General features: G+C 58.9%; 30 protein-coding genes and 3 pseudogenes. 13 read left to right on the forward strand and 20 right to left on the reverse strand.

Annotation, left to right across the window (positions count from 1 at the left end; all coding sequences use genetic code 11):
* Positions 1–243 precede the first annotated feature (243 nt).
* On the forward strand, positions 244–3,519 hold the full coding sequence (gene traA / locus FHT93_RS34000; protein WP_183851324.1) for a Ti-type conjugative transfer relaxase TraA: 3,276 nt from the start codon (positions 244–246) through the stop codon (positions 3,517–3,519).
* Positions 3,520–3,525: 6 nt separating this feature from the next.
* Here traA and FHT93_RS34005 read toward each other — a convergent pair.
* From FHT93_RS34005 to FHT93_RS34020, 4 genes and pseudogenes are all read right to left on the reverse strand, one after another.
* Positions 3,526–3,761 (reverse strand): annotated as a pseudogene (locus FHT93_RS34005) (BrnA antitoxin family protein).
* A 79-nt stretch (positions 3,762–3,840) separates the two neighbouring features.
* Positions 3,841–4,101: a hypothetical protein gene (locus tag FHT93_RS34010; RefSeq protein ID WP_018115264.1), complete on the reverse strand. Its 261-nt coding sequence runs from the start codon at positions 4,099–4,101 to the stop codon at positions 3,841–3,843.
* Between the two features lie 4 nt (positions 4,102–4,105).
* On the reverse strand, positions 4,106–4,918 hold the full coding sequence (locus FHT93_RS34015; protein WP_018115263.1) for a Ku protein: 813 nt from the start codon (positions 4,916–4,918) through the stop codon (positions 4,106–4,108).
* Between the two features lie 10 nt (positions 4,919–4,928).
* Entirely contained in the window at positions 4,929–5,846 is a 918-nt protein-coding gene (locus FHT93_RS34020) for a Ku protein (protein WP_018115262.1), read from the reverse strand.
* A gap of 506 nt (positions 5,847–6,352) precedes the next feature.
* Here FHT93_RS34020 and FHT93_RS34025 point away from each other — a divergent pair.
* On the forward strand, positions 6,353–6,535 hold the full coding sequence (locus tag FHT93_RS34025; protein ID WP_018115260.1) for a DUF3606 domain-containing protein: 183 nt from the start codon (positions 6,353–6,355) through the stop codon (positions 6,533–6,535).
* A gap of 132 nt (positions 6,536–6,667) precedes the next feature.
* A complete protein-coding gene (locus tag FHT93_RS34030; RefSeq protein WP_113207518.1) occupies positions 6,668–6,904 on the forward strand; it encodes a hypothetical protein in 237 nt (78 codons plus the stop codon).
* An 827-nt stretch (positions 6,905–7,731) separates the two neighbouring features.
* Here the strand turns inward: FHT93_RS34030 and FHT93_RS34040 are convergent.
* The 5 genes from FHT93_RS34040 to FHT93_RS34060 all read right to left on the reverse strand — a co-directional run bounded on the left by FHT93_RS34040 (position 7,732) and on the right by FHT93_RS34060 (position 10,381).
* Positions 7,732–7,887 carry a hypothetical protein gene (locus tag FHT93_RS34040; protein ID WP_183851326.1) on the reverse strand — a complete coding sequence of 52 codons (156 nt, stop codon included), beginning with the start codon at positions 7,885–7,887 and terminating at the stop codon, positions 7,732–7,734.
* A 55-nt stretch (positions 7,888–7,942) separates the two neighbouring features.
* On the reverse strand, positions 7,943–8,800 hold the full coding sequence (locus FHT93_RS34045) for a DUF1236 domain-containing protein (protein WP_183851327.1): 858 nt from the start codon (positions 8,798–8,800) through the stop codon (positions 7,943–7,945).
* 121 nt (positions 8,801–8,921) lie between these two features.
* Complete coding sequence (locus FHT93_RS34050; RefSeq protein WP_183851328.1) at positions 8,922–9,206, reverse strand: DUF1236 domain-containing protein; 285 nt, start codon at positions 9,204–9,206, stop codon at positions 8,922–8,924.
* A gap of 118 nt (positions 9,207–9,324) precedes the next feature.
* A complete protein-coding gene (locus tag FHT93_RS35810) occupies positions 9,325–9,492 on the reverse strand; it encodes a hypothetical protein (protein WP_246715769.1) in 168 nt (55 codons plus the stop codon).
* 298 nt (positions 9,493–9,790) lie between these two features.
* Complete coding sequence (locus FHT93_RS34060; protein WP_113207521.1) at positions 9,791–10,381, reverse strand: SOS response-associated peptidase; 591 nt, start codon at positions 10,379–10,381, stop codon at positions 9,791–9,793.
* 59 nt (positions 10,382–10,440) lie between these two features.
* On the opposite strand from FHT93_RS34060, the gene FHT93_RS34065 reads away from it, so the two are divergent.
* A complete protein-coding gene (locus FHT93_RS34065) occupies positions 10,441–10,935 on the forward strand; it encodes an SOS response-associated peptidase (RefSeq protein WP_183851329.1) in 495 nt (164 codons plus the stop codon).
* 122 nt (positions 10,936–11,057) lie between these two features.
* On the opposite strand, the gene FHT93_RS34070 is transcribed toward FHT93_RS34065, so the two are convergent.
* From FHT93_RS34070 to FHT93_RS34090, 5 genes are all read right to left on the reverse strand, one after another.
* Positions 11,058–11,825: an SDR family oxidoreductase gene (locus FHT93_RS34070; protein WP_018115257.1), complete on the reverse strand. Its 768-nt coding sequence runs from the start codon at positions 11,823–11,825 to the stop codon at positions 11,058–11,060.
* 41 nt (positions 11,826–11,866) lie between these two features.
* On the reverse strand, positions 11,867–12,565 hold the full coding sequence (locus FHT93_RS34075; protein WP_029616488.1) for an NADPH-dependent F420 reductase: 699 nt from the start codon (positions 12,563–12,565) through the stop codon (positions 11,867–11,869).
* 152 nt (positions 12,566–12,717) lie between these two features.
* Positions 12,718–13,611 (reverse strand): LysR family transcriptional regulator, encoded by an 894-nt coding sequence (locus tag FHT93_RS34080; protein ID WP_018115255.1) that lies wholly within the window; start codon positions 13,609–13,611, stop codon positions 12,718–12,720.
* 60 nt (positions 13,612–13,671) lie between these two features.
* On the reverse strand, positions 13,672–14,649 hold the full coding sequence (locus tag FHT93_RS34085) for an NADPH-dependent F420 reductase (RefSeq protein WP_312866627.1): 978 nt from the start codon (positions 14,647–14,649) through the stop codon (positions 13,672–13,674).
* Positions 14,649–15,683 (reverse strand): LysR family transcriptional regulator, encoded by a 1,035-nt coding sequence (locus FHT93_RS34090; RefSeq protein WP_246781788.1) that lies wholly within the window; start codon positions 15,681–15,683, stop codon positions 14,649–14,651. The genes FHT93_RS34085 and FHT93_RS34090 overlap by 1 nt, the downstream gene beginning before the upstream one ends.
* A gap of 37 nt (positions 15,684–15,720) precedes the next feature.
* On the opposite strand from FHT93_RS34090, the pseudogene FHT93_RS34095 reads away from it, so the two are divergent.
* Positions 15,721–16,091, forward strand: a pseudogene (locus FHT93_RS34095) (LysR substrate-binding domain-containing protein); the annotation flags it as partial.
* A 116-nt stretch (positions 16,092–16,207) separates the two neighbouring features.
* Here the strand turns inward: FHT93_RS34095 and FHT93_RS34100 are convergent.
* A complete protein-coding gene (locus FHT93_RS34100) occupies positions 16,208–16,420 on the reverse strand; it encodes a hypothetical protein (protein ID WP_183851330.1) in 213 nt (70 codons plus the stop codon).
* A gap of 308 nt (positions 16,421–16,728) precedes the next feature.
* Between FHT93_RS34100 and FHT93_RS34105 the strand changes: the two genes are divergently transcribed.
* The 3 genes and pseudogenes from FHT93_RS34105 to FHT93_RS34110 all read left to right on the forward strand — a co-directional run bounded on the left by FHT93_RS34105 (position 16,729) and on the right by FHT93_RS34110 (position 18,663).
* Positions 16,729–17,706, forward strand: a complete 978-nt coding sequence (locus FHT93_RS34105; RefSeq protein ID WP_018115249.1) for a magnesium transporter CorA family protein — start codon at positions 16,729–16,731, stop codon at positions 17,704–17,706.
* Between the two features lie 188 nt (positions 17,707–17,894).
* Positions 17,895–18,105 (forward strand): annotated as a pseudogene (locus FHT93_RS35815) (type II toxin-antitoxin system HipA family toxin); the annotation flags it as partial.
* 321 nt (positions 18,106–18,426) lie between these two features.
* Positions 18,427–18,663, forward strand: coding sequence for a DUF2934 domain-containing protein (locus tag FHT93_RS34110; protein WP_113207526.1), 237 nt, complete (start codon positions 18,427–18,429; stop codon positions 18,661–18,663).
* Here the strand turns inward: FHT93_RS34110 and FHT93_RS34115 are convergent.
* Both FHT93_RS34115 and FHT93_RS34120 read right to left on the reverse strand, forming a co-directional pair.
* On the reverse strand, positions 18,650–18,853 hold the full coding sequence (locus FHT93_RS34115) for a hypothetical protein (RefSeq protein ID WP_018115247.1): 204 nt from the start codon (positions 18,851–18,853) through the stop codon (positions 18,650–18,652). The genes FHT93_RS34110 and FHT93_RS34115 overlap by 14 nt on opposite strands.
* A gap of 151 nt (positions 18,854–19,004) precedes the next feature.
* Positions 19,005–19,187, reverse strand: a complete 183-nt coding sequence (locus tag FHT93_RS34120) for a hypothetical protein (RefSeq protein WP_183851331.1) — start codon at positions 19,185–19,187, stop codon at positions 19,005–19,007.
* A 66-nt stretch (positions 19,188–19,253) separates the two neighbouring features.
* On the opposite strand from FHT93_RS34120, the gene FHT93_RS34125 reads away from it, so the two are divergent.
* The 4 genes from FHT93_RS34125 (at position 19,254) to FHT93_RS34140 (ending at position 21,095) form a co-directional block, all read left to right on the forward strand.
* A complete protein-coding gene (locus FHT93_RS34125; protein WP_183851332.1) occupies positions 19,254–19,562 on the forward strand; it encodes a hypothetical protein in 309 nt (102 codons plus the stop codon).
* Between the two features lie 15 nt (positions 19,563–19,577).
* Positions 19,578–19,802 (forward strand): hypothetical protein, encoded by a 225-nt coding sequence (locus FHT93_RS34130; protein ID WP_183851333.1) that lies wholly within the window; start codon positions 19,578–19,580, stop codon positions 19,800–19,802.
* A gap of 6 nt (positions 19,803–19,808) precedes the next feature.
* Positions 19,809–20,036, forward strand: coding sequence for a hypothetical protein (locus tag FHT93_RS34135; RefSeq protein ID WP_113207530.1), 228 nt, complete (start codon positions 19,809–19,811; stop codon positions 20,034–20,036).
* A gap of 714 nt (positions 20,037–20,750) precedes the next feature.
* Positions 20,751–21,095, forward strand: coding sequence for a low affinity iron permease family protein (locus FHT93_RS34140; RefSeq protein WP_183851334.1), 345 nt, complete (start codon positions 20,751–20,753; stop codon positions 21,093–21,095).
* Between the two features lie 373 nt (positions 21,096–21,468).
* Here the strand turns inward: FHT93_RS34140 and FHT93_RS34145 are convergent, their stop codons facing one another.
* The 3 genes from FHT93_RS34145 to FHT93_RS34155 all read right to left on the reverse strand — a co-directional run bounded on the left by FHT93_RS34145 (position 21,469) and on the right by FHT93_RS34155 (position 23,355).
* Complete coding sequence (locus tag FHT93_RS34145) at positions 21,469–21,885, reverse strand: low affinity iron permease family protein (RefSeq protein WP_183851335.1); 417 nt, start codon at positions 21,883–21,885, stop codon at positions 21,469–21,471.
* Between the two features lie 644 nt (positions 21,886–22,529).
* Positions 22,530–22,772, reverse strand: a complete 243-nt coding sequence (locus tag FHT93_RS34150) for a hypothetical protein (RefSeq protein ID WP_183851336.1) — start codon at positions 22,770–22,772, stop codon at positions 22,530–22,532.
* Positions 22,773–23,142: 370 nt separating this feature from the next.
* On the reverse strand, positions 23,143–23,355 hold the full coding sequence (locus FHT93_RS34155) for a hypothetical protein (RefSeq protein WP_018115239.1): 213 nt from the start codon (positions 23,353–23,355) through the stop codon (positions 23,143–23,145).
* A 450-nt stretch (positions 23,356–23,805) separates the two neighbouring features.
* On the opposite strand from FHT93_RS34155, the gene FHT93_RS34160 reads away from it, so the two are divergent.
* The gene (locus FHT93_RS34160) at positions 23,806–24,675 is read left to right on the forward strand and encodes a phytanoyl-CoA dioxygenase family protein (protein ID WP_246781789.1); all 870 of its coding nucleotides are present in this window, start codon (positions 23,806–23,808) and stop codon (positions 24,673–24,675) included.
* Positions 24,676–24,680 lie beyond the last annotated feature (5 nt).

Below are 24,680 nucleotides of genomic sequence, written 5' to 3' on the forward strand. Positions count from 1 at the left end.
CGGGCATCCGGATGATGGCCGCCCGCGATCGCATGTGCGGATAATGCAACGATGGGTGGCAGTTGGACTACTCGCAGATCTGTGAGTAGTAGCGTCGGGACGATCGGCCTAGGACGGCATGAGGCGCGTGCGACGTGCTCCCACCAGGGCCTGAGGAGCGAAGTCGAGGAAGGCACAAGGGCGCACTTACGAGTTGCGGGGCAACTCAAGGCGCGGGCCGGCGGCCCAAACAAGGGGAGGGCGATGGCGATCTATCATATGAGCATGAAGCCGATCGCCCGCAGCGGCGGCCGCAGCGCCGTCGCCTCTGCCGCCTACCGCGCCGCCGTGCGGCTGAAAAACGAGCGCGACGGGCTGGTGCACGACTTCTCCAATCGTCAGGGCGTCGAACATGCGGAGATCGTCCTGCCGTCGGGCGTAGACGCCGATTGGGCCAAAAAGCGGTCCGCCTTGTGGAATACCGCAGAGCGGGCGGAGAAGCGCAGCGATGCCCGCGTCGCCCGGGAATTCGAGATCGCGCTGCCGCATGAGCTGAACGCTGAGCAGCGCCTGGAGTTGACCAGAGCCTTTGCGCAGGGGCTTGCCAACCGCTACGGCGCCGCCGTCGATTTCGCCATCCACCAGCCCGGCGGCGGTGGCGATATCCGCAACAGCCATGCGCATCTGATGATGACGACGCGGCAGGTGACGGAGAGCGGACTTGGCGACAAGACCATGCTCGAACGCGAGAACCGCTGGCTTCTCGCGAACAACCTACCGCCGGCGCAGCTTCAGCTGAAGGATATCAGGCAAGCCTGGGAGCAGCTCGCCAACCGGCATCTGGCGATCGCCGGTCTCGATATCCGCATCGACCACCGCTCGCATCTGGAGGCCGGGATCACGCTCGAGCCGACCGAACATGTCGGCGTGCATGCGACCCAGGTCGAACGCCAGGGCGGCACGGTCTCGCGCTCGCGTATCTCGGCGCAATCGGCGGATCGCAACGCCGAGATCATCCGCAACCGCCCCGAAGATATCCTGCGGCTGATCACCAACGAGAAGAGCGTCTTCAACAAATACGATATTGCTCGGGCGCTGCACCGGTACATCAGTGATGATCCGCAGACCTTTCAGAATGCCTTCGCCTCGGTCCTGGCATCAAAGGCGCTCGTAGAACTGAAGCCCGACAATGCGCAGGTTCGCAGCCGTGACGGTGAGGCACGCTATTCGACGGTCGAGATCGTTGCGATCGAGGCGGCGATGGCGAAGTCCGCTATGGCGATGAACGAGCGCCAGACGTTTGGGGTGGCTAGGCGCTATGTCGATGCGGCGATCGCCGAACAAGACCGGTCGATCCAGGCCGCGAGCGGATCGCCGGAGCAGGGGCTGTCGCCCGAGCAGCGGGCGGCAATCGAGCATGTCACAGCACCCAGTCAGATTGCCGCCGTTGTCGGTCTCGCAGGCGCCGGAAAGAGCACGATGCTGGCGGCTGCACGGCAGGCCTGGGAGAGGCAAGGTTATCGCGTTTACGGCGCGGCGCTTGCCGGCAAGGCGGCCGAAGGTCTGGAGGAATCGTCCGGCATTTCGAGCCGCACCTTGGCGTCCTGGGACTATTCCTGGCAGAACAATCGCAGTCGCCTCAGCGCGCGCGACATCTTCGTCATCGACGAGGCCGGAATGGTCGGAAGCCGGCAGCTGGCGCGCTTCGTCGACGAGGTCAATCGGGCGGGCGCAAAGCTGGTGCTCGTCGGCGATCATGAGCAGCTGCAGGCGATCGGGGCAGGGGCTCCGTTCCGGGCGATCGCCAATGCGGTCGGGCATGCGCAATTGTCGGAAGTCCGGCGACAGAAAGCCGATTGGCAGAAGCAGGCCTCGATCGACTTCGCCTCGCATCGAACGGTGGAAGGCCTGGCTGCCTATGAGGCGCATGGCAACGTTCAGATGAAGGCGAACCGCGACGACGTCCTGGCGGCGGTCGTCGCCGATTTTGTCGCCGACCGATCTGGCAATCCAAACGGCACGCGCATCGCGATGGCGCATCGACGTCGGGATGTCGCGGCGATCAATGCCGGCATTCGCGCCGAGCTGCAGGCGCGTGGCGAGCTCGCCAAGGCCATCAATGGACCAGGCGATCGCGGCGACGAGCTTGCATATCGGACGAGCGTTGGGAAACGCTCCTTTGCGCGCGGTGACCGCATCGTATTCCTGGAAAACAATCGTGAGCTTGGAGTCAAGAACGGCATGCTGGGCGAGGTCATCACCGTCGCGCCGGACGCAATACAGGTTCGGCTTGACGGCAAGGCGCAGCCGGCGGGCGGGCAACGCGAAGTGACCATACCGGTCAATAGTTACCAAGCCTTTGATCATGGCTACGCGACGACGATCCACAAGACGCAGGGAGCGACGGTCGATCGGAGTTTCGTGATGGCATCGGCGACAATGGAACGGCATCTCACTTATGTTGCGATGACGCGTCATCGGGACTCTGTGCAGCTCTATGCGGGGCTCGACGAGTTCAAAACCACGCGATCGCTCGGCGAAACATTGAGCCGGTCAGGCGTCAAGGAAACAACGCTCGACTACAGCAATGATCTCCATGCTCGGCGGGGCATGGATGGTCACCAGGGCGCGGGCAGGGCACAGCAGGACTATGGCGAGACACTGCGACAGCGCCCACCAGATCGCGCGGACAACTCCATCGAGCCGGCGCGTCGAATGGAGCCGAAAGTCGATCGCGATGTTACTGCGGGCGACCGTCTCGAGGGCAGTGATCAGCGTGGCGATCGCCCGATCCTCATTCCGGCAATCGCGAACTATGAGAGGAACGTAGAGGACGTTGCCCGACAAAAGGCGACGCCGGCTTTCGAACGCGAATGGGCAACGGCAAAGTCGTTGGCCGGACGGATCTATGCGAACCCAGAAAAGGCGATGGACGGATTGCGCAGAAGCATCCTCGATCGGAACGTGGATACTGCCGAATTCTGCAAACAGCTTCGGTCTTCGCCTGAAACGTTCGGCCCGCTTGTCGGCAAGACAGGCATGTTCGGCGACAATCCGGAGCGCCGGCAAGCCCTCGGTCTCATCAAGGGGCTGGCGTCTCATGTCCAGCAATCCGGCAAGACCTGGAAGCGCCGCCTCGAGGCTGAAACGAACTCCGAGCGCTGGAAGCGCGACAAGCAGGATGTGATTGCGGTACCAGGTCTGAGCAGCCGGTCCGAGAACCTGCTTCGCGGGCTCGCTCTCGCATCCCGGAGCGACAAGGATCGCGCCCTTGCAGAACTGCTGGCATCGTCGGAAGGTCGTCGCGCGCTGGACGAAGCGAGGGAAATCGCAGGCGCGATGGAGAAACGCTTCGGACGCGCCGACCCCTCGGATCTGGCAGATCAGCTGAAGAGGGCTGGCCAGCCACAAAGTGGTGACATCGATCGTATCCGCGACGTGGTGGGCCTGGCAGACCGTAGCCACCTCGCCGAGCTGACGCAGCAGATGGAGCTGAAGCGGTCGATCTCACGCACGAAAACCTTGGGCCTGAGACTATAGCGTTTTCTACCTCGCTGTCTGATCAGCGCAAAGCCTCGTCGCTTTGCGAAGCGCTGCGTTGATGCGGTCCTGCCAGCCCGGGCCATCTTCCTGAAAAGAGGCCAGCACATCGCCGTCGATCGCATCGAGACGGTCTCAGTCGCGACAGGACCTGAACGACGCTCGACGGCCGTCGCGGGTGTCTTGGCCGGCTTGAACAGCGCTTCAGCGGGATTGACGGGTCGGCGGGGTGTCGTTGCGATGGGCTCCATAATCCATACACCTATCCCTCAGGGGGAGAGTTCTCACGACTCCCGCTCGCGAAGAAAATGCCTGTTCAGGCTAGTGCCGGGTCAACAAAGGTTCGCCATCATCAAAGTTACCATTGCTGGCCGCATCATAGGAGTTCACGCTTCTGCCGCCGCCACGCGTACCAAAGGCGGTCAGGCCGATCATGATCTCTCGGGCTCGGTCGACGGCAGTGTGTTCGTCGATATAGGCCGCGTCTGCAACGTAAACGGTCACAGCATCACCGTCATCGCCGATGAAGTCGACGCGCCAGCCGTTGCTTTCGTGGATCACCTTCGTGTTTGTCAGGTGCATGGCTTCAACCCGCCTTGCGGCCCTTGAGGTCTGCCTCGACGCTCTTGCGAAGAGCGTCCATGATATTGACCACGTTGGATTTGGGCGCCGCTTCCTCGGCTTTCCCTTTCGCCGTCTTCTTCGGCTTCAGCGCCTTCTTCTTCTCGTTGATCAGCTTGAGCAGGCTGGTCTGGATGGGATCGCTGACCATGTTCGGCGACCAATGCGCAGACTTTTGCTTGATGAGCTTCTGAACAAGCGGCACGAGATCGGGATCGGCGTGGTCCTCGATATCCTCGAAATAGCTCTCCTCCGGCCGCACCTCGTCGCCGAACCGCAGCGACCACAGGACGATGCCTTCGTCACGAGGCTCCAGGATCACGGCGCGCTCTCGGCGTCCCATAACAAGCTTGGAGACGCCGACGACACCCTCCGACTTCATGGCATCTCGGATAACCGCGAAGGCTTCGTTGCCCACGGTATCGTCGGGCATCAGATAATGCGGCTTCTCCAAGTAGATCCATTCGATGCTGTCTGCCGGAGCGAACTTCTCGATGTCGATGGTCTTTACGGTGTCGAGCGCGACCCGATCCAGATCGTCCTCCGTCAGGATCACGTAGTCGTTCTCGCCGCGAGCATAACCCTTGGCCTCGTTGCCCTCCTTGACAGGTTTCCCCGTCACGCTATCGATGTACTGGGAGACAACCCTGTTCCCGGTATCCCTGTTCAGCGTATGGAAGCGAACCTTCTCGGACTCGGACGTCGCGGGGGTCATCGCCACGGGGCACGTGACTAGCGACAGCTTGAGGTAGCCTTTCCAGTAGTATCGCGGCGCCATGAACTCTCCCTCAGCTTGCCTTGCGACGCGGAGCGGCTCCGGAGGAGGCGGCCTTCGACGCCACTCCGCGTGCGGCGCGCTGCCGACCACCGCCTTGATTGGCATTGGCAGCAGTCCGTTTCGTTTTGGACTCGACGGAGGCGCCAGCTTTGAGAAGCCCCGCGCTCTCGCGAAGAGCCGCCAGCAGGTCGTTCGGCTTGGAGACCTCGACCTTCTTCGGCTTCGGAAGCGACTTGCCCTCCATCTTCGCCTTAACAAGCTCGGCGAGGGCGGCCTCATAGCGGTCGTCGAAGGTCGCGGGATTGAACTCGCCTTTCTTGGTCGCGATGATGTGCTTCGCGAGGTCCAGCATCTCGCCCTCGATCTTCAGCTTGGGCATCTCCTCGAATGCCTTCTTCGACGATCGGACTTCGTAGTCGTAGTTCATCGTGGTGGCGATCAAGCCCTTGCCGTGCGGGCGTATGAGCACGGTTCGCATGCGGCGGAACAGCACGGCACGGGCAATGGCTGCGACCTTCGACTTCTTCATGCCATCGCGCAGGGCGACGAAAGCGTCGCCGCCCATTTTGTCCGGGGTCAGATAATAGGGCTTGTCGAAGTAGACGTCGTCGACCTCGGAGCAAGGGATGAAAGCATCGATCTCAAGCGTCTTGTTGCTTTCCGGGATCGTAGCAGCGACTTCCTCGGGGTCGATGATGATGTACTGGCCGTTGCCGATCTCGAAACCCTTGGTCTGATTCTCCTTAGGAACGGGATCCTCCGTCTCGCTGTCGATGAAGACACGGTTGACCCGGTTGCCCGATGCCTTGTTGATCGTGTTGAAGGTGATGCGCTCGCTCGTCGAGGCTGCGGTGTACAGGGCGACGCCACAGCTCACTTCGCCAAATCTCAGAAAGCCCTTCCATTGGGCTCTATGTCCCGATGCCATGCGCTGTACTCCGAATCAGTGGTGTTGACTCAAAGACGTGCGGGGATGATTCGTTCCGACTCGAAACGAATCATTTTTCAATGACTTAGGGAATCGCGCTTAGAAATTGATTCCAATAAAAGCGCTGTATCGGCGGTTGATAATTTCGTTCGTCAAGTCATCCGCCTGGCTCGGATCCGCCAGTCGAGCGGGGAGGCGTGGACGGCGACGCCCCCATCGTCCGCGTCCATCTGAAGCGTCGCGACGACCCCATCTAGAGGCATCACCCCTGGCAGATTTTCGGCTCGAATGACTGCCGCGAGGTCATCGACGGCGTCTAGGCCGCGGGGTCGGTGTCCATTCCAACGTCCAAAGATAGCGCGTGATCAATCCTGTTCTTCCGCCACTCTGATAACGGGTTCGGCTAGCGCTACAGGCTTTATCTGATGGACTTCGACTATTTCCCGGGAACCACTGGAATCGCGGCGAGTTTCTCCAGTGGTAACCCATTCACGAGGAGATGCTCAATGACAAACAAACAGACATCCCGTGGTCGCGCTCAAGATCGCGCACGCGTCGCAGGCGGCCAGGATCATGAGGTCAAGTACGAAGCGAAAAAGGAAGGCGTCTCAAAAGATGCCGTCAAGAAGGCGGTGAGGAGCGCCGGAAACTCCCGGAAGAAAGTCGAAACCGAAATCGGTCGTCACTGATCGGACCCGAGTGGCGGAATTATCGAAGCCGTTGACGACCGCCGTGCGCGCCCGCCACGAACGACTTGCAGGTGCTCGAACTTCATGGCCATCGGGCGGCGGCTGCAACGATGCATTCGCGTGAGGCATTGGATGTCACAGGTAGAACATCCTGACCATTTGATCATTTCAAAGGCGGTGAGCCAGTGGTACCGCTACTACAATGCGCCTTGGGACGACCACGCTTCGTCATTCCTGTGTGATGCCGCTATCGCGCTCTACGATAAAGGCTGTCGGTCAGTAGATGAGATGGCGACGTTGCTGATCGAGACATACGTTGGGCTGGCTGCGACACGTGTGAACGCTCCTTCGTCGACGTCGATGCACTGAACTCACGGAAGGGAGGGCTTGGACCCCTGCGCCACAACATCGGTTTAGGAAGGTTCGCCACGACCAGCGACGTGAGACCTAGGGACGACGCCTGATTGGTAGGCGGAAGAAGATGACGACACCTAACTCTCAGAGCGATGGGTCTGACATATCGGAGGAGATCAGCCAGACCGTGGATGAGCTCCTCCAGATAGTCGGCGATGTCGACAGACACCATTTTCGTGACTAGCCTGAAGATGGCGGTGAACCTGCGCAGTGACGTTCAGTCGCAAACCGACGCATCCGAAGCGGACCGAGCCAGGCCCCTTGATTCGGTGATCATCGTTATTCCGCAACCAATCACAACGAACAGGACGACGGCGAACCATTGGTCGGCACCAACGGACAAGCTCCATTCGGGAGGAATGAAAATCCACGCGGCTATAATGGCGCTTAGGACGGTAGCGAGAAGGCCGGACCCTCGGTCGAACAATAGAGCTGCCAAGAAGACGGCAGGAACGAACAACAACAGAGGGTAGTGTTTGAGGGTTTCATCGAGGGCCATCCGCAGCAGAGCCGCCAACAGAACGATCCCAACGGTTATCGAATATCGAACGAGCCTCGACGACGGCGTTCTGGGGAGCACTGCAAGGAGGAGGTTTTCCGTGACCACCTAAACTATCGCTCACGGCCAGGGTCCCAGGTCGGGGAAGCCACCAGGGAAACAAGCAACACATCCCATAGAGGCTTCCGATGTCCTTCAGGATTTGGACAAAACTACGCTACGACAGTTACACCATGTAAGCACGAACTTAGGTCTGGTGCGCTTCCGTACCAATAATGTTCGATCATTCATGAGAAATAGCGGCCGCAGGCACGAACACGCGTGCGGGCGATGGGTGTTCCGCCGTCACCACCAATGCTCCACAGATAGCGGCGATAGCGATAAGAATGACGATTAACGGAAAACGAATACCTGAGGATTTTTCTTCTTCGTAGATCATGGACATTCCTCTTGGCGGCCCCGACGGCGCAGTGCGACGCCGCCGGTACTGCCTGCTAGGCCTCGATGATGTAGACGATCGTTAGCGCATCAGGATCGACGATAACGATCCGGCCATCCGCAAGGAGAAAGAAACGGTAGCCTTCGTACGCTGGCACGATCTTCACAATTCTCGGCGGCAGCCTTTCAAGGTGAACCCGCTTGGGGATTGTGGTGCCGACGGAGACCGTGAAGTCGACCTCTTTCACAGGTTCGACGTGGACTTCCTGGATGACCTGCCGGATTTCAGTCCGCTGTTCGACGGTGACGTTGACGTTGGCCTTGGAATTGGTCGACGCTCTGTTATTGACGTTCGTCTCGGTCGAATTTTTGTTGGTCGTGCTCTGATCAACGGAATTCTTTGAAGCGTCACCGCTCTGGGTACTCGTGCCAGAAGTCGTGGAATTCTCTGTAGTGCCGCTCCTTGAGCCCGGCACCGCGCCGTTACTGCCCAACGTCGACTTCTCCTCAGTCGTCGTGCCGCCGGAGGTATCCTGCGACGCAGGCTTCTTTTTCATGTCGGTAGAGGATTTGCCGGGCAGAGTTCCCTCGCTCGAACCGTCGGTCGACTGTTGTTTCGAACTTTTCTGCGTATCGGACCCTTCGCCGCCCTTCTGCTCGGATTGATCTTTGGATTGCGGACATGCGCCTGAAGCGTCGGGAGTGCAGTCAGTTCCAGAGGCATTCGCGCCGGGCTTTGGCTGGCTCGACTGAGGCCCAGCGACGGCATCGGTGGAGGTTGACCCGGATTGCGTACCCGATTGAGCATCTGACTGCGTCTTCGTGCTGCTCTGGGCGGCGGCCGGAGCGGTTGCTAGCGGCGAGACGCTCAGTGATAGTGCGGCCAGGACCGCTGCAAGATTAGTGTGTCTCATGATAAACTCTCCGAATTCTGCACGGCAGCGCGGCCGCAGCGGAAAATCTGTGCTGCGGCCGGTGTCGCCGCTTGTTGATGATTGACGGCTGTCGCCGCCTACCGATCGCGGCTCAAGTGACTTACTGGATGACCTGGATTACCTTGCGGGTGGAAGGTTCGACGATCACGCGCTCATCGTTGACGATGGCGTAGGCGTAGCCAGTTTCATCAGGGATTGGCGTCACGACAACGGTGTCAGGAAGAGCCTGTCCGACGACGATCTTCTCCTTGACGACCACGCGTTCTTTGGGAGCAGGAGCCTTCTGGACGAAAGTGATGACCTTCTCCGACGGCATGGCCGACTGAGCGAATGCGGCGCTCGAGGTCAGGAGCACGGCAGTTGCGATTGCTGCTCTAATTTTCACGATGTTTCCTCCTTTAGCGGACCATTCCGCTGGGAGGCCAAACCTTCGCGCCGAGCACTCGTTCCAGACCCGGGACCTCAGTCCGGGGTCCACCGGACCTTAGTCCGAGGCTGCCAAATCATTGGTTTACTACGCGGCGCAACATCCGACTCGTCGACGTTTTCGACACCACCATCATGGCATCGATCGAGATCGCCTTGTCGCGATCCTGAATGTTCGAAATATTGTCTTCCAGAACCGCGAAGGGTCCGAGCATGTTGATGGTGATCGCATTGCTTGCGAACATTGGGGCTGCCGAAGCGCGGCGTGATGGTGGCAACCATCGCCGCGGAACGTTGACCTTGTAAACAGCAGTCGTCGTGACTGATATTGTGGAGAAGAAGCGTCGACGCGGCCATCCTCGCAGACGGTATCGTCAATTTGCTGTCGCCCAGCGTGGTCTGGTTCAATACTGGCCGCCAGGAGACTGGCATCATTGCCTGCCGAGAGGCCGATCGTGCGTAAACGGTATTTTGATCCCACGTTCCCCGGTCCGCCCTATCTGTTATCGGCTGTCTTATGGCGATCGTCTCGAAGGCGTCGTTTTAGCCGACCTGCTCCACAGTCAGGGTGCCCGCTGAGAGCGGCCTGATCAACGACTTTGCCGAAACGGTCGGATCGAGCCAGCCGGCCCATGCGTCGCGTTCGAGGATGACGATCTGACGGTCATGGTAGGGCGCGATGTCCGGTCCCGGCTCCATCGTCAGCATGGTGAATGCCGGCCCCACCTCCGGCGTTTCGCGCCAGGTGCCCGCGATGCAGAAGATCGGCTCGTCCTTTTTCGTGAACAGCCACTTGTCCTTGCGTTTCTTTTTAGGGACCTTCGGTTCGGTGAACTCGTAGAAGCCGTCGGCAATGATCAGGCAGCGGTTGGAAGTAAACTCCCGTCCTTCTGACCGGAAATTATACACTGGCCGCTTGTTCGGACCCGGCCAGCTCCAGCGCCGCTGCACGAGCTCAGCCTCGTCGCGAACGCCATCAATGGACCGGACGATTGGCCCGACATCGGTGATCTTGATATCCTCACGCGCTTGGAGGTTCGGTATGCCCTCGCCGAAGCGGATCTTGATCTTAAGATCGGAGAAGTCCTTGGCGATCGAGGCAGCGTCCACCGTCAGTCGATAATCATTACACATGCGTTCCCCATTTCAGGTTGGTTGCTTGAAGTAGAGGTTCCTGATATGTTCTATTTACGATGAGCGCGAAGGTTTTCCAGTCCGACGCCCCGCTCGACGAGCGCCGCGTCATCATAAGACGCCATGACGGCGATGTGGAGATGGTCGAGCTGCCATGGGGGCTGCGTCCCCGCGAGGGCGGCCCGGGCGCCGTCAATGTCGTCCGATCGGAAGGACGGACCTTTCCAGCCCACCGCTGTCTGGTGCCGGCTTCCGAGTTTCGCCACAAAAACTTCAGCTTCTCGCTCGCCAACAGTGACTGGTTCTATTTCGCAGGGATTTGGCGGCCCGAGACCAGTGGATGGCCGGAGGCCTACGCGATTCTGACTATCGAAGCGAATGCGGATATCGTGCCCTACCACGATCGGCAGATGGCGGTTCTGACACGCGATCAGCGCATGGCTTGGCTCGATGGGCTTCAGGGGGAAGAAGAAATCCTGCGGCCTCTGCCGGCAGGGACATTCCGGGTCAAGCGCCGTGCGGGCTCTTCTGCCCAGTCGATGCTGGCGGTTTAAGGCGCCAATCGCAACTCCAGGCTTCGTCCCGGAAGAGCTTGTTCGAATGTTGAGCTAAGATTTCTGACACCGGCGGTGGCCGCAAATGCGCCGCCACCGCAGATGGACCCGACTTTCGCAGGCTACAGCTTATATCCGCCGCTCGTTTCGATCACCTGCGCGGTGACCCACCGACCTTCATTGGATGCGAGGAAGGCCACCACAGCCGAGACGTCGGAGGTTTCGCCAAAGCGACCCAGCGCCGTATCTGCCTCGATCGCCTTCACCATTTCTGCATTCTCGCGAACGGCCGCGTTCATGTCCGTGCTGATCCAACCTGGCGCGACGGCATTCACGGTAATACGACGCGGGCCAAGTTCGGCGGCGAGCGCATGCGTGAGATTGTTGATGGCGGCTTTGACCATTGAATAGATCGGAACCACGGCCATTGGCCGAGCGCCAGCCGCAGAGGACACATTGATGATGCGACCGCCGTCCGCAAGGCGTTTCAACGCTGCCTGCACGACGAAGAAAGGTGCGCGCGCATGGACTGCAACCATCTCATCCCAGCTCTGCGGCGTAGCATCCGCCAGCCCGCCCCATCCGGAGTTTCCGGCATTGTTGACCAGGATATGGAGGGAGGAAGCTCCGTTGCGCTCCGTCAGTTCGCGACCAAGCTGGTCGAACAGGGACGGGATAGTTTCTGCATCCGCCAGATCGGCATGAAGTGCGAACGCCGCACCCCCGGCATCTTCGATAGACTTCACGGCCTCGTCGGCACCCGACCTGTTTGCGTTGTAGGTGAGGGCGACGGTTGCGCCTTCCTTTGCAAGACGTTCTGCGATCGCCCGGCCGATGCCCCGCGACCCTCCCGTCACGAGCGCGGTCTTTCCCTTGAGTGTCTGCGACATGGAATGTTCCTTCATTTTCAAAAGAGGTCGATAGGGTTGCGTCAGGCGACGCGGTCGCGCGCGATCGGGCCGGGAGCCGCTTCGATGACCGTCATGGCCAATCGTATGAGATCGGCGTCGCCGTTGAACTCATTGTCTGCAACCTTGTGCAGGAGCACGGCAACCTGTTCGATCTGACGGGCCGCCTTCAAGGGCCCAGCATTGACTGGCCGGAATCCGGCATCGACCACCAGGCTCCGGGTTATCTGTCCGGCCTGAACGTCGTCGGTTGCGTAGAAGACGGCCGGGCCGACAGGCGCTTCCGACCAGGCGGCTGCTTCAAGAACCGGGGCGGCGAGAAGGTTGAAGCCCTTCACGACACGCGCCTTTGGCAAGCGCTGCTGAAGGTTCTCGGAGGTCGAGCTGTCGCGCATGAATTCCACGTCATGGAAGTGCACGAAGTCCGACGTGACGTCGAGCGGGTTCATGGTCTCGATAACAATCTTGCCGTCGAGCGCGTCGCCGACTTCGGCGACGATCGCCTCTACCCGCGGCCAGTAGACCGAAAATAGCACAACCTCGCCGAACTCGGCGGCTTCCCGAATGGTGCCAAGGAGGGCCTTTCCTCCCAACTCCGCCAAGAGCGGTGCGAGCTTCCGATCCTCTCCGTCCTTTGCAATGACAAGGTCGTGGCCTGCGGCAGCCCAGGCGCGCGCAAGGCGTCCGCCAACGTTGCCGGCATTCAATATTCCGATTTTCATCTTCGTTCCTTTGACTTCAAGCTTCGACGCTGGGGTGCTTGCGTCGGCATGAGACTTAAGGATGTCCATCGAAGGGGATTAGACGCCGCAGTCACCTCAATCTGTTGCTTCGATGAGCAACAATCCCGTAGGAACGCCCAATCAGACCTCGTTTAGTCCTGGCTGAAGGATCCCCGACATAGATCGACGAAGCTTCTTACCTTCGGATCCATGTACCTCGTGGACGCAAAGACCGCGTGGACTGGCATCGGCGTGCCCGCCCACTCTGGTAACAGGTGAACCAGAGTACCTCGTTCGACATCGGGACATGCCATGAAGCGAGGAAGGTGCGCGACGCCAAGCCCGGCGACTGCCAGGTTCCTGGCCGCGACGATATTGTCGACCGAGCATCGGGGCGAGCGGAAGATGTTTTCGGTGGTCTCGCCGTTTACGAGCGTCCAGCTCGGGCGTCCCTTCGACGATTTCATGACGAGCTCGTGTTCGTTCAAATCGCCGACGGACCGAACCGGCTGCGACCGCTGAAGATATTCCGGGCTTGCGTATAAGCCGTAGGTGATCTCCCCGAGCTTCCGCGCAGAAAGATCGGAGTCCGGCAGTGTGCCGAGACGAATGGCGACGTCCACGCCCTCGTGAATGATGTCGACGAACCTGATGGAGTAGACGGTCTCTACCGCCACCTTCGGCCACAGCTTGAGATATGCCGCGATCCAGTTGTCGACGCGGGTGGTTCCGAATTCCGGCGTCGCGGTGATCTTCAAGCGCCCTTGCGGTTCCTGATGTTGGTGGGCAACCGCAGCTTCGGCCGCTTCGGCAGCCGCCAAAATCGAGGACGCCCGCTCGAAATAATCCCTGCCGACCTCGGTTACGCTGAGCCGTCTTGTCGAACGATTGAGCAGTCGGGCGCCGAGCTTTTCCTCGATCCGTTGCACGATCCGGCTCACCCGCGCCTTGTCAGTGTCGAGCCGCTGCGCTGCTGCCGTGAAGGACGCATTCGTTACGACGGCGACGAATACCCTCATCTCCGAAAAGCCGATTGTCGCCGTCATTCAGGTCTCCAGAAGCAGCTAGGAAAGCGAGAGGGCGCCCGCGCACGGGCGCCCCGGCACTCACTTCTTGATCGTGTCACCACTGGCGAGTTCAAGGAACAGGGCGACGTGGACGGCCGGCATGGATTCAAGCGTCCCTCCGATCGGCGATGGACGTACGGCCGTTTCGATCAGCTTCCGCGCCTCGGATGGCGACAGTGGTTCGCCCGGCTGCTTGTAGACCTTCTTCGCCTCTTCTTCCGTCAAGCCGTCAGGGATCTTTGGCGCATAGGGCGTAAAGTAGATCGCTGTATTGGGTTCGATCCTCCAGCTATCGGCGAGGGAGCCAGCGTCGACAACGTCATATCCGATGTTTTCGATGAAGCGCATGACGACCTCCTTGGCAGCTGCATCGCTTCCCGCGATGGGGAGCGTCGTCCGGCGGGCGTCGCCCTTCGGACGTGCGTTACCTTCCATGTGGATCCAGCCGAGATTGTGCATTCCCTTGACGACCTTCGCGCCTCGAAGGTGTCGCTGCACGAGTTCGCTCGACGTCAGTTCGCCGTTGTCGAGATCCGCTCTGCGAAACTCTCCAAGGCCGGGGTAATAGTTGCTCTGGTCGAGAACGATCTTTCCCGCGAGCTTGTCGGCTGGCAGCGCCTCGAATGTCGCCAACGGGATCGCGATCAAGACGATATCGGCGCTCGCGATAGCCTCCCCGACCGTGCCTGCGCGGGCAAGAGGGCCGAGTTCCTCTACGAGGTCAGCGAGCGTCTCCGGCCCGCGGGAGTTGCTGATCACGACGTGGTACCCAGCTGCGACGGCCAGGCGAGCGACTGCCTTGCCAACGAGGCCGGAGCCGATGATTCCGATTATTTGAGTCATTTTCCGTTTCTCTCTCTGAACGGCGGAGGCCCGCCAACATGTCGTGGTGCCTGCGGCGAACCTCGCTTGGGCTTCGTCCGCGGCACGACCTGAGATGCGGTTTTGTTCGGAGGCATAACAGTGCGAGCCCGAGCAACTGACTGTTGTCCCTGATGCGGACAATCGAAGCGGCACTAGTTCGAGGGCGAGAGGTTGTCCCTGAACCGTTCGCGGCAGAGATCAATGAACCGCCTAACCTTGGGGTCCATGTATCGCGTCGAGGCGAAGACCGCGTGAACGGGAACCGTACTCCGTGCCCAGCCCGGAAGGACGACCTCCAAGGTCCCGTCGCCGATGTGCTGCAATGCCAAATACTGGGGTAGCTGAACGATCCCGAGACCAGAGAGAGCGAGGTTTCGTGCGGTGATCGTATTGTTGACCACGCACCGAGGCGTCCGGGCGATCTTTTCGATCTGATTGCTGTTAACCAGAGTCCAGGAAGGGCGTCCTCGGGGAGTGTGCATGATCAGATCGTGATCCGCGAGGTCAGGCACACCTTGGATGTCGGGTCGGCTGCGAAGATACTCTGGCGAGGCATAGAGACCGTAGGACAGCTCGCCCAGCTTCCGAGCGGAAAGACCCGAGTCCTGCAGAGGTCCAATGCGGATGGCGACGTCAAAGCTCTCGTGGACGAGGTCGATGAGCCTGTTCGTGTACTCGGTCTCTACCGAAACCTTCGACCAGCGCTGGAGGAAATCGGCGATCCAGGCGTCGACCTGGGTTGTTCCGAATTCGACCCCTGCGGTCACCTTCAACCGACCCTGAGGTTCCTGCGCTTGCTGGGCCACGGCAGCCTCCGCAGCTTCCGCAGCAGCCAATATCGAAGACGCTCTCTCGAAATAATCGCGACCAACGTCGGTAACGCTGAGATGTCGGGTCGATCTATTGAGCAGGCGCGCACCGAGCTTTTCTTCCATGCGCCGAACTGTACGGCTCACGCGCGCTTTGTCGGTGTCGAGGCGTTGCGCAGCGGCCGTGAACGAACCCTCCGTCACGACCGCAACGAAAGCCCGCATTTCCAGGAAGTCAATCGTTGTTGCCATGACCAACAGTCTGATCAGCTGTTGTCCTTTGTCAACTTGTTGGGCGCGCTGCAGCTTGATCGTGTCAGGGGAAAAGCGATGCACCCGTTGGTGCGATTCAACCCAGCTAGTGGCAGTCCTGTGCATCTGATCAATTACTTAGAATTTCACGTCCTGAAGGGGCGTCCTTTATGAGCGCTCGGTGAGGACACTGAGCGAGCTGGACTGTCGCGAGAGATCGCCCGCTCAATCGCCGGCAAGACGACCGCAAGATCGCGATCGGCACGGTCTATCCGGCAACGACCGGCGTGCTGCCGGTATTGCTGTCGCGCATCGGCAGGAGTATCCCGATATCCGCATGCATAGCGAAAGCGGCACGATCGATGACATCATCCGCCATATCGAGGCAGGCCCCGTCAATCTCGGTTCATCCGGCCGGTGGAGAATATCGGCTCATTGCGCTTCTTCTCGATTGCCCATGAGCGCTACCTTCTGGCATTCGCCAAGGAGAGCCCGCTGTCTACGAGAAGCGACATCGATCTCGAGGATCTGCGCTCCCCGTGAGTGACCGCCCGTTGAGCGTAATCGATCGTAAACGCAGTACGAAATGATCTGAAGGGTGCAAGCAGGGCTCGCCTCCTAATCGAGAAACAAGAGAGCCCCAAATGTGGTTAAGTGCGGTGCCAGTGCGCGAGTATCGACTGGTTGATTAAGCGACGCGCCGCCGCTATCAGAATGTCACGGGTGCTCTGAGGGGCCTTGCCCGACACGGCCTCCTCCAGGAGGTCAGCCAGCTTCCTTGCCGTCTCCTGATCAGCTAGACCCTGGTAGATGCGATTGGGTTCGCGCAGTTGATTGAGTAGAGTGTTCACCTTGTCGGTCATGGAAAGAAGAACAACCGCACAAAGTAGATGTTCCTTTGTCCTCCCGGACGCATATGGATCACTCTCGGGCGGCGCGATTTTTACGCAACTCGTATGACGACATCAGCGATATCTGCGACGATAATTCCTCGGATGTCACTGGTCACCCGCAGCGACTATCCGTTGACGGAGTGCAGGGTGAGGCAAGCCAAAATATCAGCTCAACATGACTTTAGTGGTCTCTGGACTATCTCCTTAACGATCCGATAGCCGCTCAGCATTGGTCGGGTATAGCGGATTCTTCTCTCCCGATTTTCAAGGAGTACCGTTTGCTGAAAATTTACCGCGACACCGAGGGCACCGTCAGGTCGGGCGGAGCCGATGACGATTTGCCGGGTCACGTGATCTGGATGGACTTGCTCAATCCCGACGAAAAGGAGATCGAATTTGTCAGGCGCCGGGCGAAGGTGAGGGTACCGACGCGCGAAGCACTAAGCGAGATCGAAGCGTCGAGCAGGTTGTCGAAAGAGGGCAATCGCATCTATCTGAGTGCGCCGGTCATTGCACACGCGACGCTCGAGCATGCCGAGCTTTCCCCGGCAGGTTTTATCGTCGGCCGCGATTTTCTGATAACAGTTCGCTATGACAGCCAAGCCGCTTTCGATGCAGTTGCTGAGCGGCTGGTGCACGACGCAACGTTGGCTAGCGGCATGGGGGTTTTCGTTGCGCTGCTGGAAGCAATCGTGGACCGCGGCGCAGACGTGCTGGAACACCTGGCGTCCGCCGTCGATGAGGTGTCCAAGACAGTTTTCAAGGGAGACCTCAAAGGCTCGGCATCTCCTCACAGCTCCAATTTTACGCTCCGTCGGGCGCTGTCCAAGGTTGGGGCACTCGGTGATCGATCGTCAAAGGCCAGAGACGTGCTCCTCGGTGTTGGCAGGATGGCCGCTTTCACGTTGGATGTGTGTCACGATATGCTGTCGGACGAATTTCGAGACCAGCTCCACGCCGTGACGAAGGATGTCGCTTCGCTGAGCGACTACGAGACGCATCTTTCCGACAAAACGCAGTTCTTGCTGGACGCAGTTCTGGGCTTCATCACCATCGAACAGAACGACATCTTCAAAGTGCTGACAATCGCGTCTGTCGTTGGTGTGCCGCCCACGTTAATGGCTGGAGTATGGGGAATGAATTTCAAGTTCATGCCGGAGCTTAGCTGGACCTGGGGGTATCCCTTTGCATGGACGATCATTATCTTGAGCGCCGTCGCGCCGCTGCTCTGGTTTTGGCGCAAAGGATGGTTTTGATCCTGTCAGTCGTCGGAGGCCTTTGTCTGCAGGACCACGATCTCGCTCACGAATTTCCGAGATGCCGAAGCCAGATGCATAACAACTGACGGGTCAGACGGCAAGTAAGTGCACGGCTCGACGCCGGTCGGATCTGCAGACAGATCAGTTCTTTTCGGATGATGTGCTTACCTATCACCCCGTGACGTGAGGCAATGAACGCGCAGCAATGGAGGGTCTTCGCCAATTGCGCACGTATGCCGGAACCCGCTTTGCTAAAAGCGGTGGCCGAGACAGTTGAACGCGTAAACAATCTCTGGTGGCCGCTGCCGTAACGTGCGTTTACTCCGGAGAAGGTGCTCGAACGGACCGACGCATGTGAAGCGGATGACACCGATCCTCGAAACATGTGCCGGCTAGCCGGCGCAAAGAAACAAAAAGCGCAAAGCTTTGAACTGAGCGTCTTTCACAACAACCGCCGCGCTGACGCGTTCGTCTGCGGTTTGCCAGGCTGGAGCGTTTCGTGCCGGAGAGGAATCCAGAGAGACCGTGAAATGCGTCTCGTGATTTGATCGTGGGGTGAAGGCGTCCAATACCGCACGAGCCTCCCAATCGTCGGACCAATTACGTTCTGCCGATGGCCGTTCCCCTTTTTCCTCACCTTTTTCCACGGCGTTGCAGTCACTCGACGGAACGTTCAGCGGGGAGGGAACTTATCCTATGCCTGATAGGAGGAGCATCATGGACAGAGAACAGCAGCGGCGTGAGCGCGCCTATAAGATCTGGGAGGATGAAGGTCGCCCGGATGGCCAGCACGCAGACCATTGGCGGCGTGCCGAAGAGCAGCATGAGGCAACTGAAAAAGAAGCTGCCGATGTCACGGAAGCCAATCAGAATGCTTCCGATGAGTTCAACGGCGACAATGGAAACCGGCCCGTCACTGACATCCGGCCGCCTTCGACAGTCACTCCGGATTAGAGACCTCAATCATCATATGATTGGCTAGCCCCAGGGGGCACGATAGCTTCCGCTCTGAAAAGATCATCTCCCTTCCCGAGAAGACCGGTCCAGCGAGCGCCATTTCACCAAGAAGTTCGAGGAGCATGATCGCCGCTTCGATGTGGTCGATCAAGGCTAAAGCAGCGTCGAAGCCTGCGCTCGTATCCATCCTAGCGGTTCCGTTTCGATTGAGGTCGAAACGTTTTACGCTGCTTCGACGGTATCGCTCCGATTGCCCTCTCCTGCGTCGCGGCGAAGAGCTGCGAGGACATGATGTTGTCGATCGTATAGGTGGGGAAAGAGCCGGCGATGCCTGACAACTAGTGGACATCCTGCAGCACGCCGAGCGTATCATTTTGCCGCCACCTATGCACAGTTCGGTCGATTTCAGCGGCAAGCCCGGCTCCGGGCGGGCTCTTCCAATCCTCGCAGCGCGGTGTCTGTTCGCTGAGCAGATCAACGCCATCATCTCTAAAGCCCGCAAAGTCGGCGTTTGAATCCATGACAGATGTGGAACTCCGACGTCGGTTCGGGGTTGCTGTTAGCAAGGTCATGAAGGGAGAGCTTAGATGGCGCACAACAGTACGACAACGATCACGGCAACGTTTGGGACACGTGAGGCGGCGGACATTGCAGTCGAACATCTGGTTCAGCAGCATCGTATTTCCCGGCCTGACATTTTCATACAGGCAAACGGTAAGCGCAACAGTGCCGGTTCGCTGCCGTCAGGCGGCGACGCATCGCATCCTGGCGGCGTCCGACATGACGCCGCTCTCGAGGGTGACATCGAGGTGTCCGTCGAAATCACACCCGACAAAATCCCGGCGGTCCAGCGCAGCCTGGGGGATTCGGGTGCAATCCGCGTTACCGGAAAATAAAGCGAGGAACCTTCGATGAGGCAGTCAAGGCACGCAGATGATGACGAGCTGGTTGGCGTGATCACCGAAAAACTCGCCGCGCTCATCCGCGAACTCGAGGACGCTGATTGGAGTACCGACGACGTCGTATTCGCAATCGAGGACGTTTTGAACAAGAAGTGGCTTGAAAAGGCGAGAGCGCTGGCCACGGCGCGCGAGACTGTGCCCGACGATTTTGTTTCCGACGGAAACGAGGGATAGACCGCCGTGGATCACAATGAAGACGCCGTGCTGCCGAGGTTCCAGGTGATTGCTCTGAGCTCGCTCGATCCGGATGGACGCGATAGGGACAATGAGCCGAAACTTCTCTATCCCGATGCCATAAAGACAGCCAAGGAGCTGAGGTCCCAGGGCAAGGCATTTCGTGTTATCGCCGACGCCGAGGCGTCCATGGAGCAACGGCAGTCGTTCCAAGATCTGGGCGCAGTCGAGTAGAGCAGGGGAGGCGGCTGCTGAGGTGCGCTATCTGGCATGCTTCCTTTGTGATAATGAGGAACTTTAGAGCGATCTAAACATTTCTGCGCGAGATGGTGTGAACGCATATGCTTCAAGAGCACCTTTGCCGAGCCAGCCACTGGCAGCGCCGTCTTTTCAACTACCGGAATCATCCATGCCAGACGACAAGCCATTGTCGAAGTCGTTGTCTCCGAGGAAGAGGTGAGACTGCCTATTGGGATTGCCAGTGTGAAGCAGGGATTGGACATGCCAGCGGTTGACGGGCTGGCGTGCTCGCATCCAGGTCGCGAGCCAGGTGGTTCACGAACGTATCCATGACCCAGGACGAGCTCGCGAAGTTGCCGTAACGCCAACCAAATAGATCGTTTCTAACTGCCGGACTTAACCCCTCTGACGCCGTAATTCAGCGACGAACAAAACTTCCGGGCGAACGATGCTCGCCTTCTCCTAAAGGCTGATGAGCTAGCGGTATGACGATGTTTACCTAACTAATAGAAACATCCAGTGCTTGGAGTATATCTGGCGTTCGTCGCGGTCATGTCTTTCACCATGGACCACGGAAGCGGTGCCCGCGGCGCTTGCCAGCGGCGACATCGGTGATCCATACGGCACATCGATCAGATGGGGGGCGGGTGCGGCAGAGTTCCTATGCCGAGCGACGGAACCCACGCCTCTTGAAACCATTTCCACCGGATGAAGATCCGAGCCGCGTTCCTCAACCTGTCGGAAACCGTCGTTTCTCTGGCGGGGCATTCTCTCGTCCTTGCAGGAGCCGCCGCTCTCGTCGTGGTCTGGTGCGCCGTCGGTTTTGCTCTCGGTCCGCCAAAGGAGTGGCATCTTTTGTCGGCAATGTTCGGCACGCTCGTGTCGCTCTTCCTTCTCCTAATCATGCAGCATAGTCAGAATAGGGACATGGCGGCGCTCCAGGTGAAGGTCGACGAACTCATCAGGTCGAGTGAGGCTGGAAACCACATGATCGGCATCGAGCGGCTCGAGGCCGAAGAGTTGGAAAGATTGGCCGAGAACCGGACAACGTAATCGGGTTCGGGCGGTTCGCGCGGCGATATCGAGCGGCCGCGCGTTTCGAAAGCAGCGACCTCCGACGTCGTGACGTTACATGACGGTTGATTAGTGTTGGCCGATCGCGAACTAGTGGAACTGCAGCATCGTACAATGGTTTAAACGTCGTCGCCGGAGGTATCCATGATCAGGGAAATCGCAGTCGCTGCCGCATGCGCCATCCTCGTGCTGGAAGCCATGTTCACCCTTCAGCTCTACGGGCTGAACGCAGCGTCGGGCGCGTTGGCGGGAGGCACCGTAGGAGGGCTAGGAATCTTACTTGCGCGCTTTCGATGCAAGGCTTCTCGTCGGCGGCGACCCAACCGCCGTCTGTAGCACCGAGACAGGGCGCCTAAGTAGGATTGCGCTCCCGTTCCTCGGCTTTGTCCTCGGCGACCTCCTCGACACACTCGGCCTTTTCCGCCAGCTTTCGGCTCATTTCCCGAAGCTCTTGTTCCTCCAGCTTCTCGATACCGACGAACTTGTTCTGTGCCTGCGATGTCAGGATCAGCTCGTCCAGTTTCGCCTGAAGAGCCTTGCCATCGCGGTTCTGCGAGTTCTGAAGAACAAAGACCATGAGGAAGGTAACGATCGTCGTGCTCGTGTTAATGACGAGCTGCCAGGTCTCGGAATAGTTGAAAAAGGGGCCGGAGACTGCCCACGCCAGGACAAGAACAACGGCGAGCACGAAGGTCGCCGGCTTTCCGGAAAGGTCTGCAATGGCGGATGCGAACTTTGAAAATCCCTTGGACATTGCGTTGTCGCTCATGAAAAACCTCCTTGGTTCCCCGGAAAATGATAACGCGATCCGAGCTCGAGCAGTTCCGATCTTGGGACTTCAGTCTGAGGTGCCCCGTGTGCCGTGCATGGGAGACTTGCGTTGCGAAGCGCCAATGATAGTCGGCATTCGCTCATCCTGGCGCGAGTCGAGATCAATTAAGGTTTCTCGGAATCGTGGCCGAACGTATCAGGCAGCGTTCACGATGGTCGATAGCTACCGCGCCGCTTCACTGTTCCGCAGTGACGTGATCGCCAATTCGATCGGACCACAGCGAGATCGCCTCCTTCTACGGCCCTGCTCGCGTCTTCACTGCGCCGATCTTCCGGCGCTCGACAAGCCCAAAGTGCCGGGGGCATTCGCCCTCGATCGAGACCGGGGCACAGCAGCCCCATATTTCCAGGCTGCACCAGGCCGAGATCAAGTGCCTTCCCAACCTGCATATCGTGCCCAATGTCATCGTTGTCAGACTGGATCTCGACTCTGAAACCAGCCGCGCCCGAAAGGCGCGCCTCTGGCACCACGGAGTGCTACAGAGCATTGAGGCGAAGACCGTCGCACTGGGCTGCGGCGGCCGGGAAACGCCCGGCTTGTGGCGGGGACACGAGTAAGAAAGAAGCCGTGCGGCCTTCGGGTCACCCGACGCGCGATTGTGGAAGTTGTCCCGGCGCGTCATCTAGCGGCGTCAGTCGTTGCAGCAACTCTGAGACAAGCGACGCCTCATCGTATTTGGACTGAGCAAGATCGATTGCAATACTGAGAGCCCGGCGACCCTCAATGCTGTCGATGCCGCAGTGGCGCGTGCGGCACCATTCGCGGACAGCACTCGTAACCAGTTCAATTTCGGAATCCGAGAGTGATATGACGGGTAGCAACATTTCTATGCTCCTGCGGCAGAACGGCAGAAGCAAAGCGCACTCCCAAGCGACCACTACCATGAGTTAATGAGGCCGATGAACACAATATACGCTCAAACAGCGAGTTCTGATACTCACTATGACATGGTCGGGGTAGTAGTCAGGGGGAGCTGGCGTTCGCTGTCTTTCCATCTTCGAGTACGGCAGCATTACTCGCCTGCGCGGACTGCCGCCTTTTGATCTACGAAACGCACCAAGTATGCTTATGTGCTTCGGCATGCGGCGTACATGCGATAAATCCTGTTCCGCAACCGTCAACGCGTTTAAAGCCAACGTGAGGCCCCGCGCAGGAGTGCCGCCCCGACGAGCGGCAGGAGAACTCAGACTTCTATCAGCTGTAGCCATTGTGCTCGTCGTTGGCGGTGACCCGGTTTCGGCGCCGAATACGGCGGTCGCGTGAGACCTGATTGAGGGCACTGAAAAATTCACGCGGCTCAAGCTTGCCGTTGAAAAACCGGTCGGCAGCGTCCAAAAGCTCCCCCAGGTCGACATTTGCGTTGCCGATCACCCGGTGTCGAATGAAGGCAACAAGTACACGGTCCATCGCACATCCTCAGGCCTGCCAGGAGCATCCGTCTAACAGGGCGGCGTAAAAACCGTTTTCCCAGTAATTTGTTCCCTACCAATTTTGGACTAAAGATACTTCGGCCGGTGCATCTTTTGGATGCATCAACAAAAAGTTAGATTCTCGTATAGGTAAATTATGCCTGCAGCAACCCGGGCGCCGGTCCACCCTGGACGGCGTCGTAATGCTGAATCCTACAGGCTTCTTCTGGCCGGTCGCTCGAACGGGCAAACTCGCTGCGAACTAAGTTTGGTCGACAGCCACAACACTCTCCAGCGGTGGAAGCGCGCAGACGAAGCATCTACCACTTTCGGTGATGGACTGAACCTTATGATGATACCGCCCTTCCAAAGGGTAGTTTGTTAAGTGCTCAACTATGGGTGATAGTTCGTAAGGGCTGGGGTGCCTCGAGGGCGTCAGGAGGCTGACATGGAACCTTTAATCCGCGAAGTGCCACGACTTGCAAATGTCACCAAAGATATCTCGGTGACCACTCAGCTGCGACAGGAACTGCGATCCAATGGCTTTGCGATCATAAGAGGATTATTGACCCCGCAGGAGGCGAAAAGTTTGCGGCCGGTCGTCAGGCGATCGCTCAAGGCTAACGGCCGCTATTTGTATGGCGGCAAGTTTCAGCTACACGCCATGTACACGACAGAGGAAGTCGCGCGGTTTTTGACATCTGACGTCATCCTTGCTCGATTGAAGGAAATTACCGATCCTCTCGAAGTCGTTCTTACCGGCGAGTGCGACCTGATGATCAACACGACGTCGTCATGGCACAACGATGTCCCGCACCATCCTCGCTGCAAGGATGGCAGTATCTTTGCCGACGACACGTTCAGGGTCTACAAGATTGCGTTCTATCTGCAAGACCAGGGGGACGATTCGCCGGCAACGTTGAAGGTTCGCCCGCGATCTCACTTGAAAGGCGTGGTCGAGAGCCTTCCGGCAAGAGGGCTCGGTGTCAAAGCGGGTGATGCAATCATATTCGACGTGCGCATCGAGCACGCCGGCCAGATGCCGACATTTGTTGACCGAAGCCTACGAAGGTTTTGCGAGCTGGCCGCTCGCCCACTTCATCTGGATGCGCAAAAGGCTTTCACCCTGAGCCGCGCGATCCTCCGCCGCATCGCTTTTACACAGGATCGCGTTGCAGTCTTCATGACGTTCGGTCCCGCTGAAGAACAGACCTATTCTTATGCCGATGAAGGTCGCCTTCGTCACCCAGGGACAAGAGGCACGCTCAGCACTGAAGTGCTGGCGCAGCTCTCACGGACAACATACAACCGCCCATAATCGGC

Origin of the sequence: Rhizobium sp. BK379, assembly GCF_014193955.1 — a bacterium.
Lineage (GTDB): Bacteria > Pseudomonadota > Alphaproteobacteria > Rhizobiales > Rhizobiaceae > Rhizobium.

Bases quoted from the DNA above. Each gene is read 5' to 3' on its own strand.
- traA (WP_183851324.1), top strand. From the start codon at position 244: ATGGCGATCTATCATATGAGCATGAAGCCGATCGCCCGCAGCGGCGGC.
- FHT93_RS34080 (WP_018115255.1), bottom strand. From the start codon at position 13,611: ATGACGGCGACAATCGGCTTTTCGGAGATGAGGGTATTCGTCGCCGTC.
- FHT93_RS34115 (WP_018115247.1), bottom strand. From the start codon at position 18,853: ATGGATACGAGCGCAGGCTTCGACGCTGCTTTAGCCTTGATCGACCAC.
- FHT93_RS34015 (WP_018115263.1), bottom strand. From the start codon at position 4,918: ATGGCGCCGCGATACTACTGGAAAGGCTACCTCAAGCTGTCGCTAGTC.
- FHT93_RS34155 (WP_018115239.1), bottom strand. From the start codon at position 23,355: ATGGACCGTGTACTTGTTGCCTTCATTCGACACCGGGTGATCGGCAAC.
- FHT93_RS34150 (WP_183851336.1), bottom strand. From the start codon at position 22,772: ATGTTGCTACCCGTCATATCACTCTCGGATTCCGAAATTGAACTGGTT.
- FHT93_RS34100 (WP_183851330.1), bottom strand. From the start codon at position 16,420: ATGACCGACAAGGTGAACACTCTACTCAATCAACTGCGCGAACCCAAT.
- FHT93_RS34070 (WP_018115257.1), bottom strand. From the start codon at position 11,825: ATGTCGCAGACACTCAAGGGAAAGACCGCGCTCGTGACGGGAGGGTCG.
- FHT93_RS34140 (WP_183851334.1), top strand. From the start codon at position 20,751: ATGAAGATCCGAGCCGCGTTCCTCAACCTGTCGGAAACCGTCGTTTCT.
- FHT93_RS34025 (WP_018115260.1), top strand. From the start codon at position 6,353: ATGACAAACAAACAGACATCCCGTGGTCGCGCTCAAGATCGCGCACGC.
- FHT93_RS34010 (WP_018115264.1), bottom strand. From the start codon at position 4,101: ATGCACCTGACAAACACGAAGGTGATCCACGAAAGCAACGGCTGGCGC.
- FHT93_RS34130 (WP_183851333.1), top strand. From the start codon at position 19,578: ATGAGGCAGTCAAGGCACGCAGATGATGACGAGCTGGTTGGCGTGATC.
- FHT93_RS34120 (WP_183851331.1), bottom strand. From the start codon at position 19,187: ATGGATTCAAACGCCGACTTTGCGGGCTTTAGAGATGATGGCGTTGAT.
- FHT93_RS34125 (WP_183851332.1), top strand. From the start codon at position 19,254: ATGGCGCACAACAGTACGACAACGATCACGGCAACGTTTGGGACACGT.
- FHT93_RS34145 (WP_183851335.1), bottom strand. From the start codon at position 21,885: ATGAGCGACAACGCAATGTCCAAGGGATTTTCAAAGTTCGCATCCGCC.
- FHT93_RS34045 (WP_183851327.1), bottom strand. From the start codon at position 8,800: ATGAGACACACTAATCTTGCAGCGGTCCTGGCCGCACTATCACTGAGC.
- FHT93_RS34030 (WP_113207518.1), top strand. From the start codon at position 6,668: ATGTCACAGGTAGAACATCCTGACCATTTGATCATTTCAAAGGCGGTG.
- FHT93_RS34060 (WP_113207521.1), bottom strand. From the start codon at position 10,381: ATGTGTAATGATTATCGACTGACGGTGGACGCTGCCTCGATCGCCAAG.
- FHT93_RS35810 (WP_246715769.1), bottom strand. From the start codon at position 9,492: ATGTTCGCAAGCAATGCGATCACCATCAACATGCTCGGACCCTTCGCG.
- FHT93_RS34065 (WP_183851329.1), top strand. From the start codon at position 10,441: ATGAGCGCGAAGGTTTTCCAGTCCGACGCCCCGCTCGACGAGCGCCGC.
- FHT93_RS34110 (WP_113207526.1), top strand. From the start codon at position 18,427: ATGGACAGAGAACAGCAGCGGCGTGAGCGCGCCTATAAGATCTGGGAG.
- FHT93_RS34040 (WP_183851326.1), bottom strand. From the start codon at position 7,887: ATGATCTACGAAGAAGAAAAATCCTCAGGTATTCGTTTTCCGTTAATC.
- FHT93_RS34075 (WP_029616488.1), bottom strand. From the start codon at position 12,565: ATGAAAATCGGAATATTGAATGCCGGCAACGTTGGCGGACGCCTTGCG.
- FHT93_RS34160 (WP_246781789.1), top strand. From the start codon at position 23,806: ATGGAACCTTTAATCCGCGAAGTGCCACGACTTGCAAATGTCACCAAA.
- FHT93_RS34020 (WP_018115262.1), bottom strand. From the start codon at position 5,846: ATGGCATCGGGACATAGAGCCCAATGGAAGGGCTTTCTGAGATTTGGC.
- FHT93_RS34090 (WP_246781788.1), bottom strand. From the start codon at position 15,683: ATGCACAGGACTGCCACTAGCTGGGTTGAATCGCACCAACGGGTGCAT.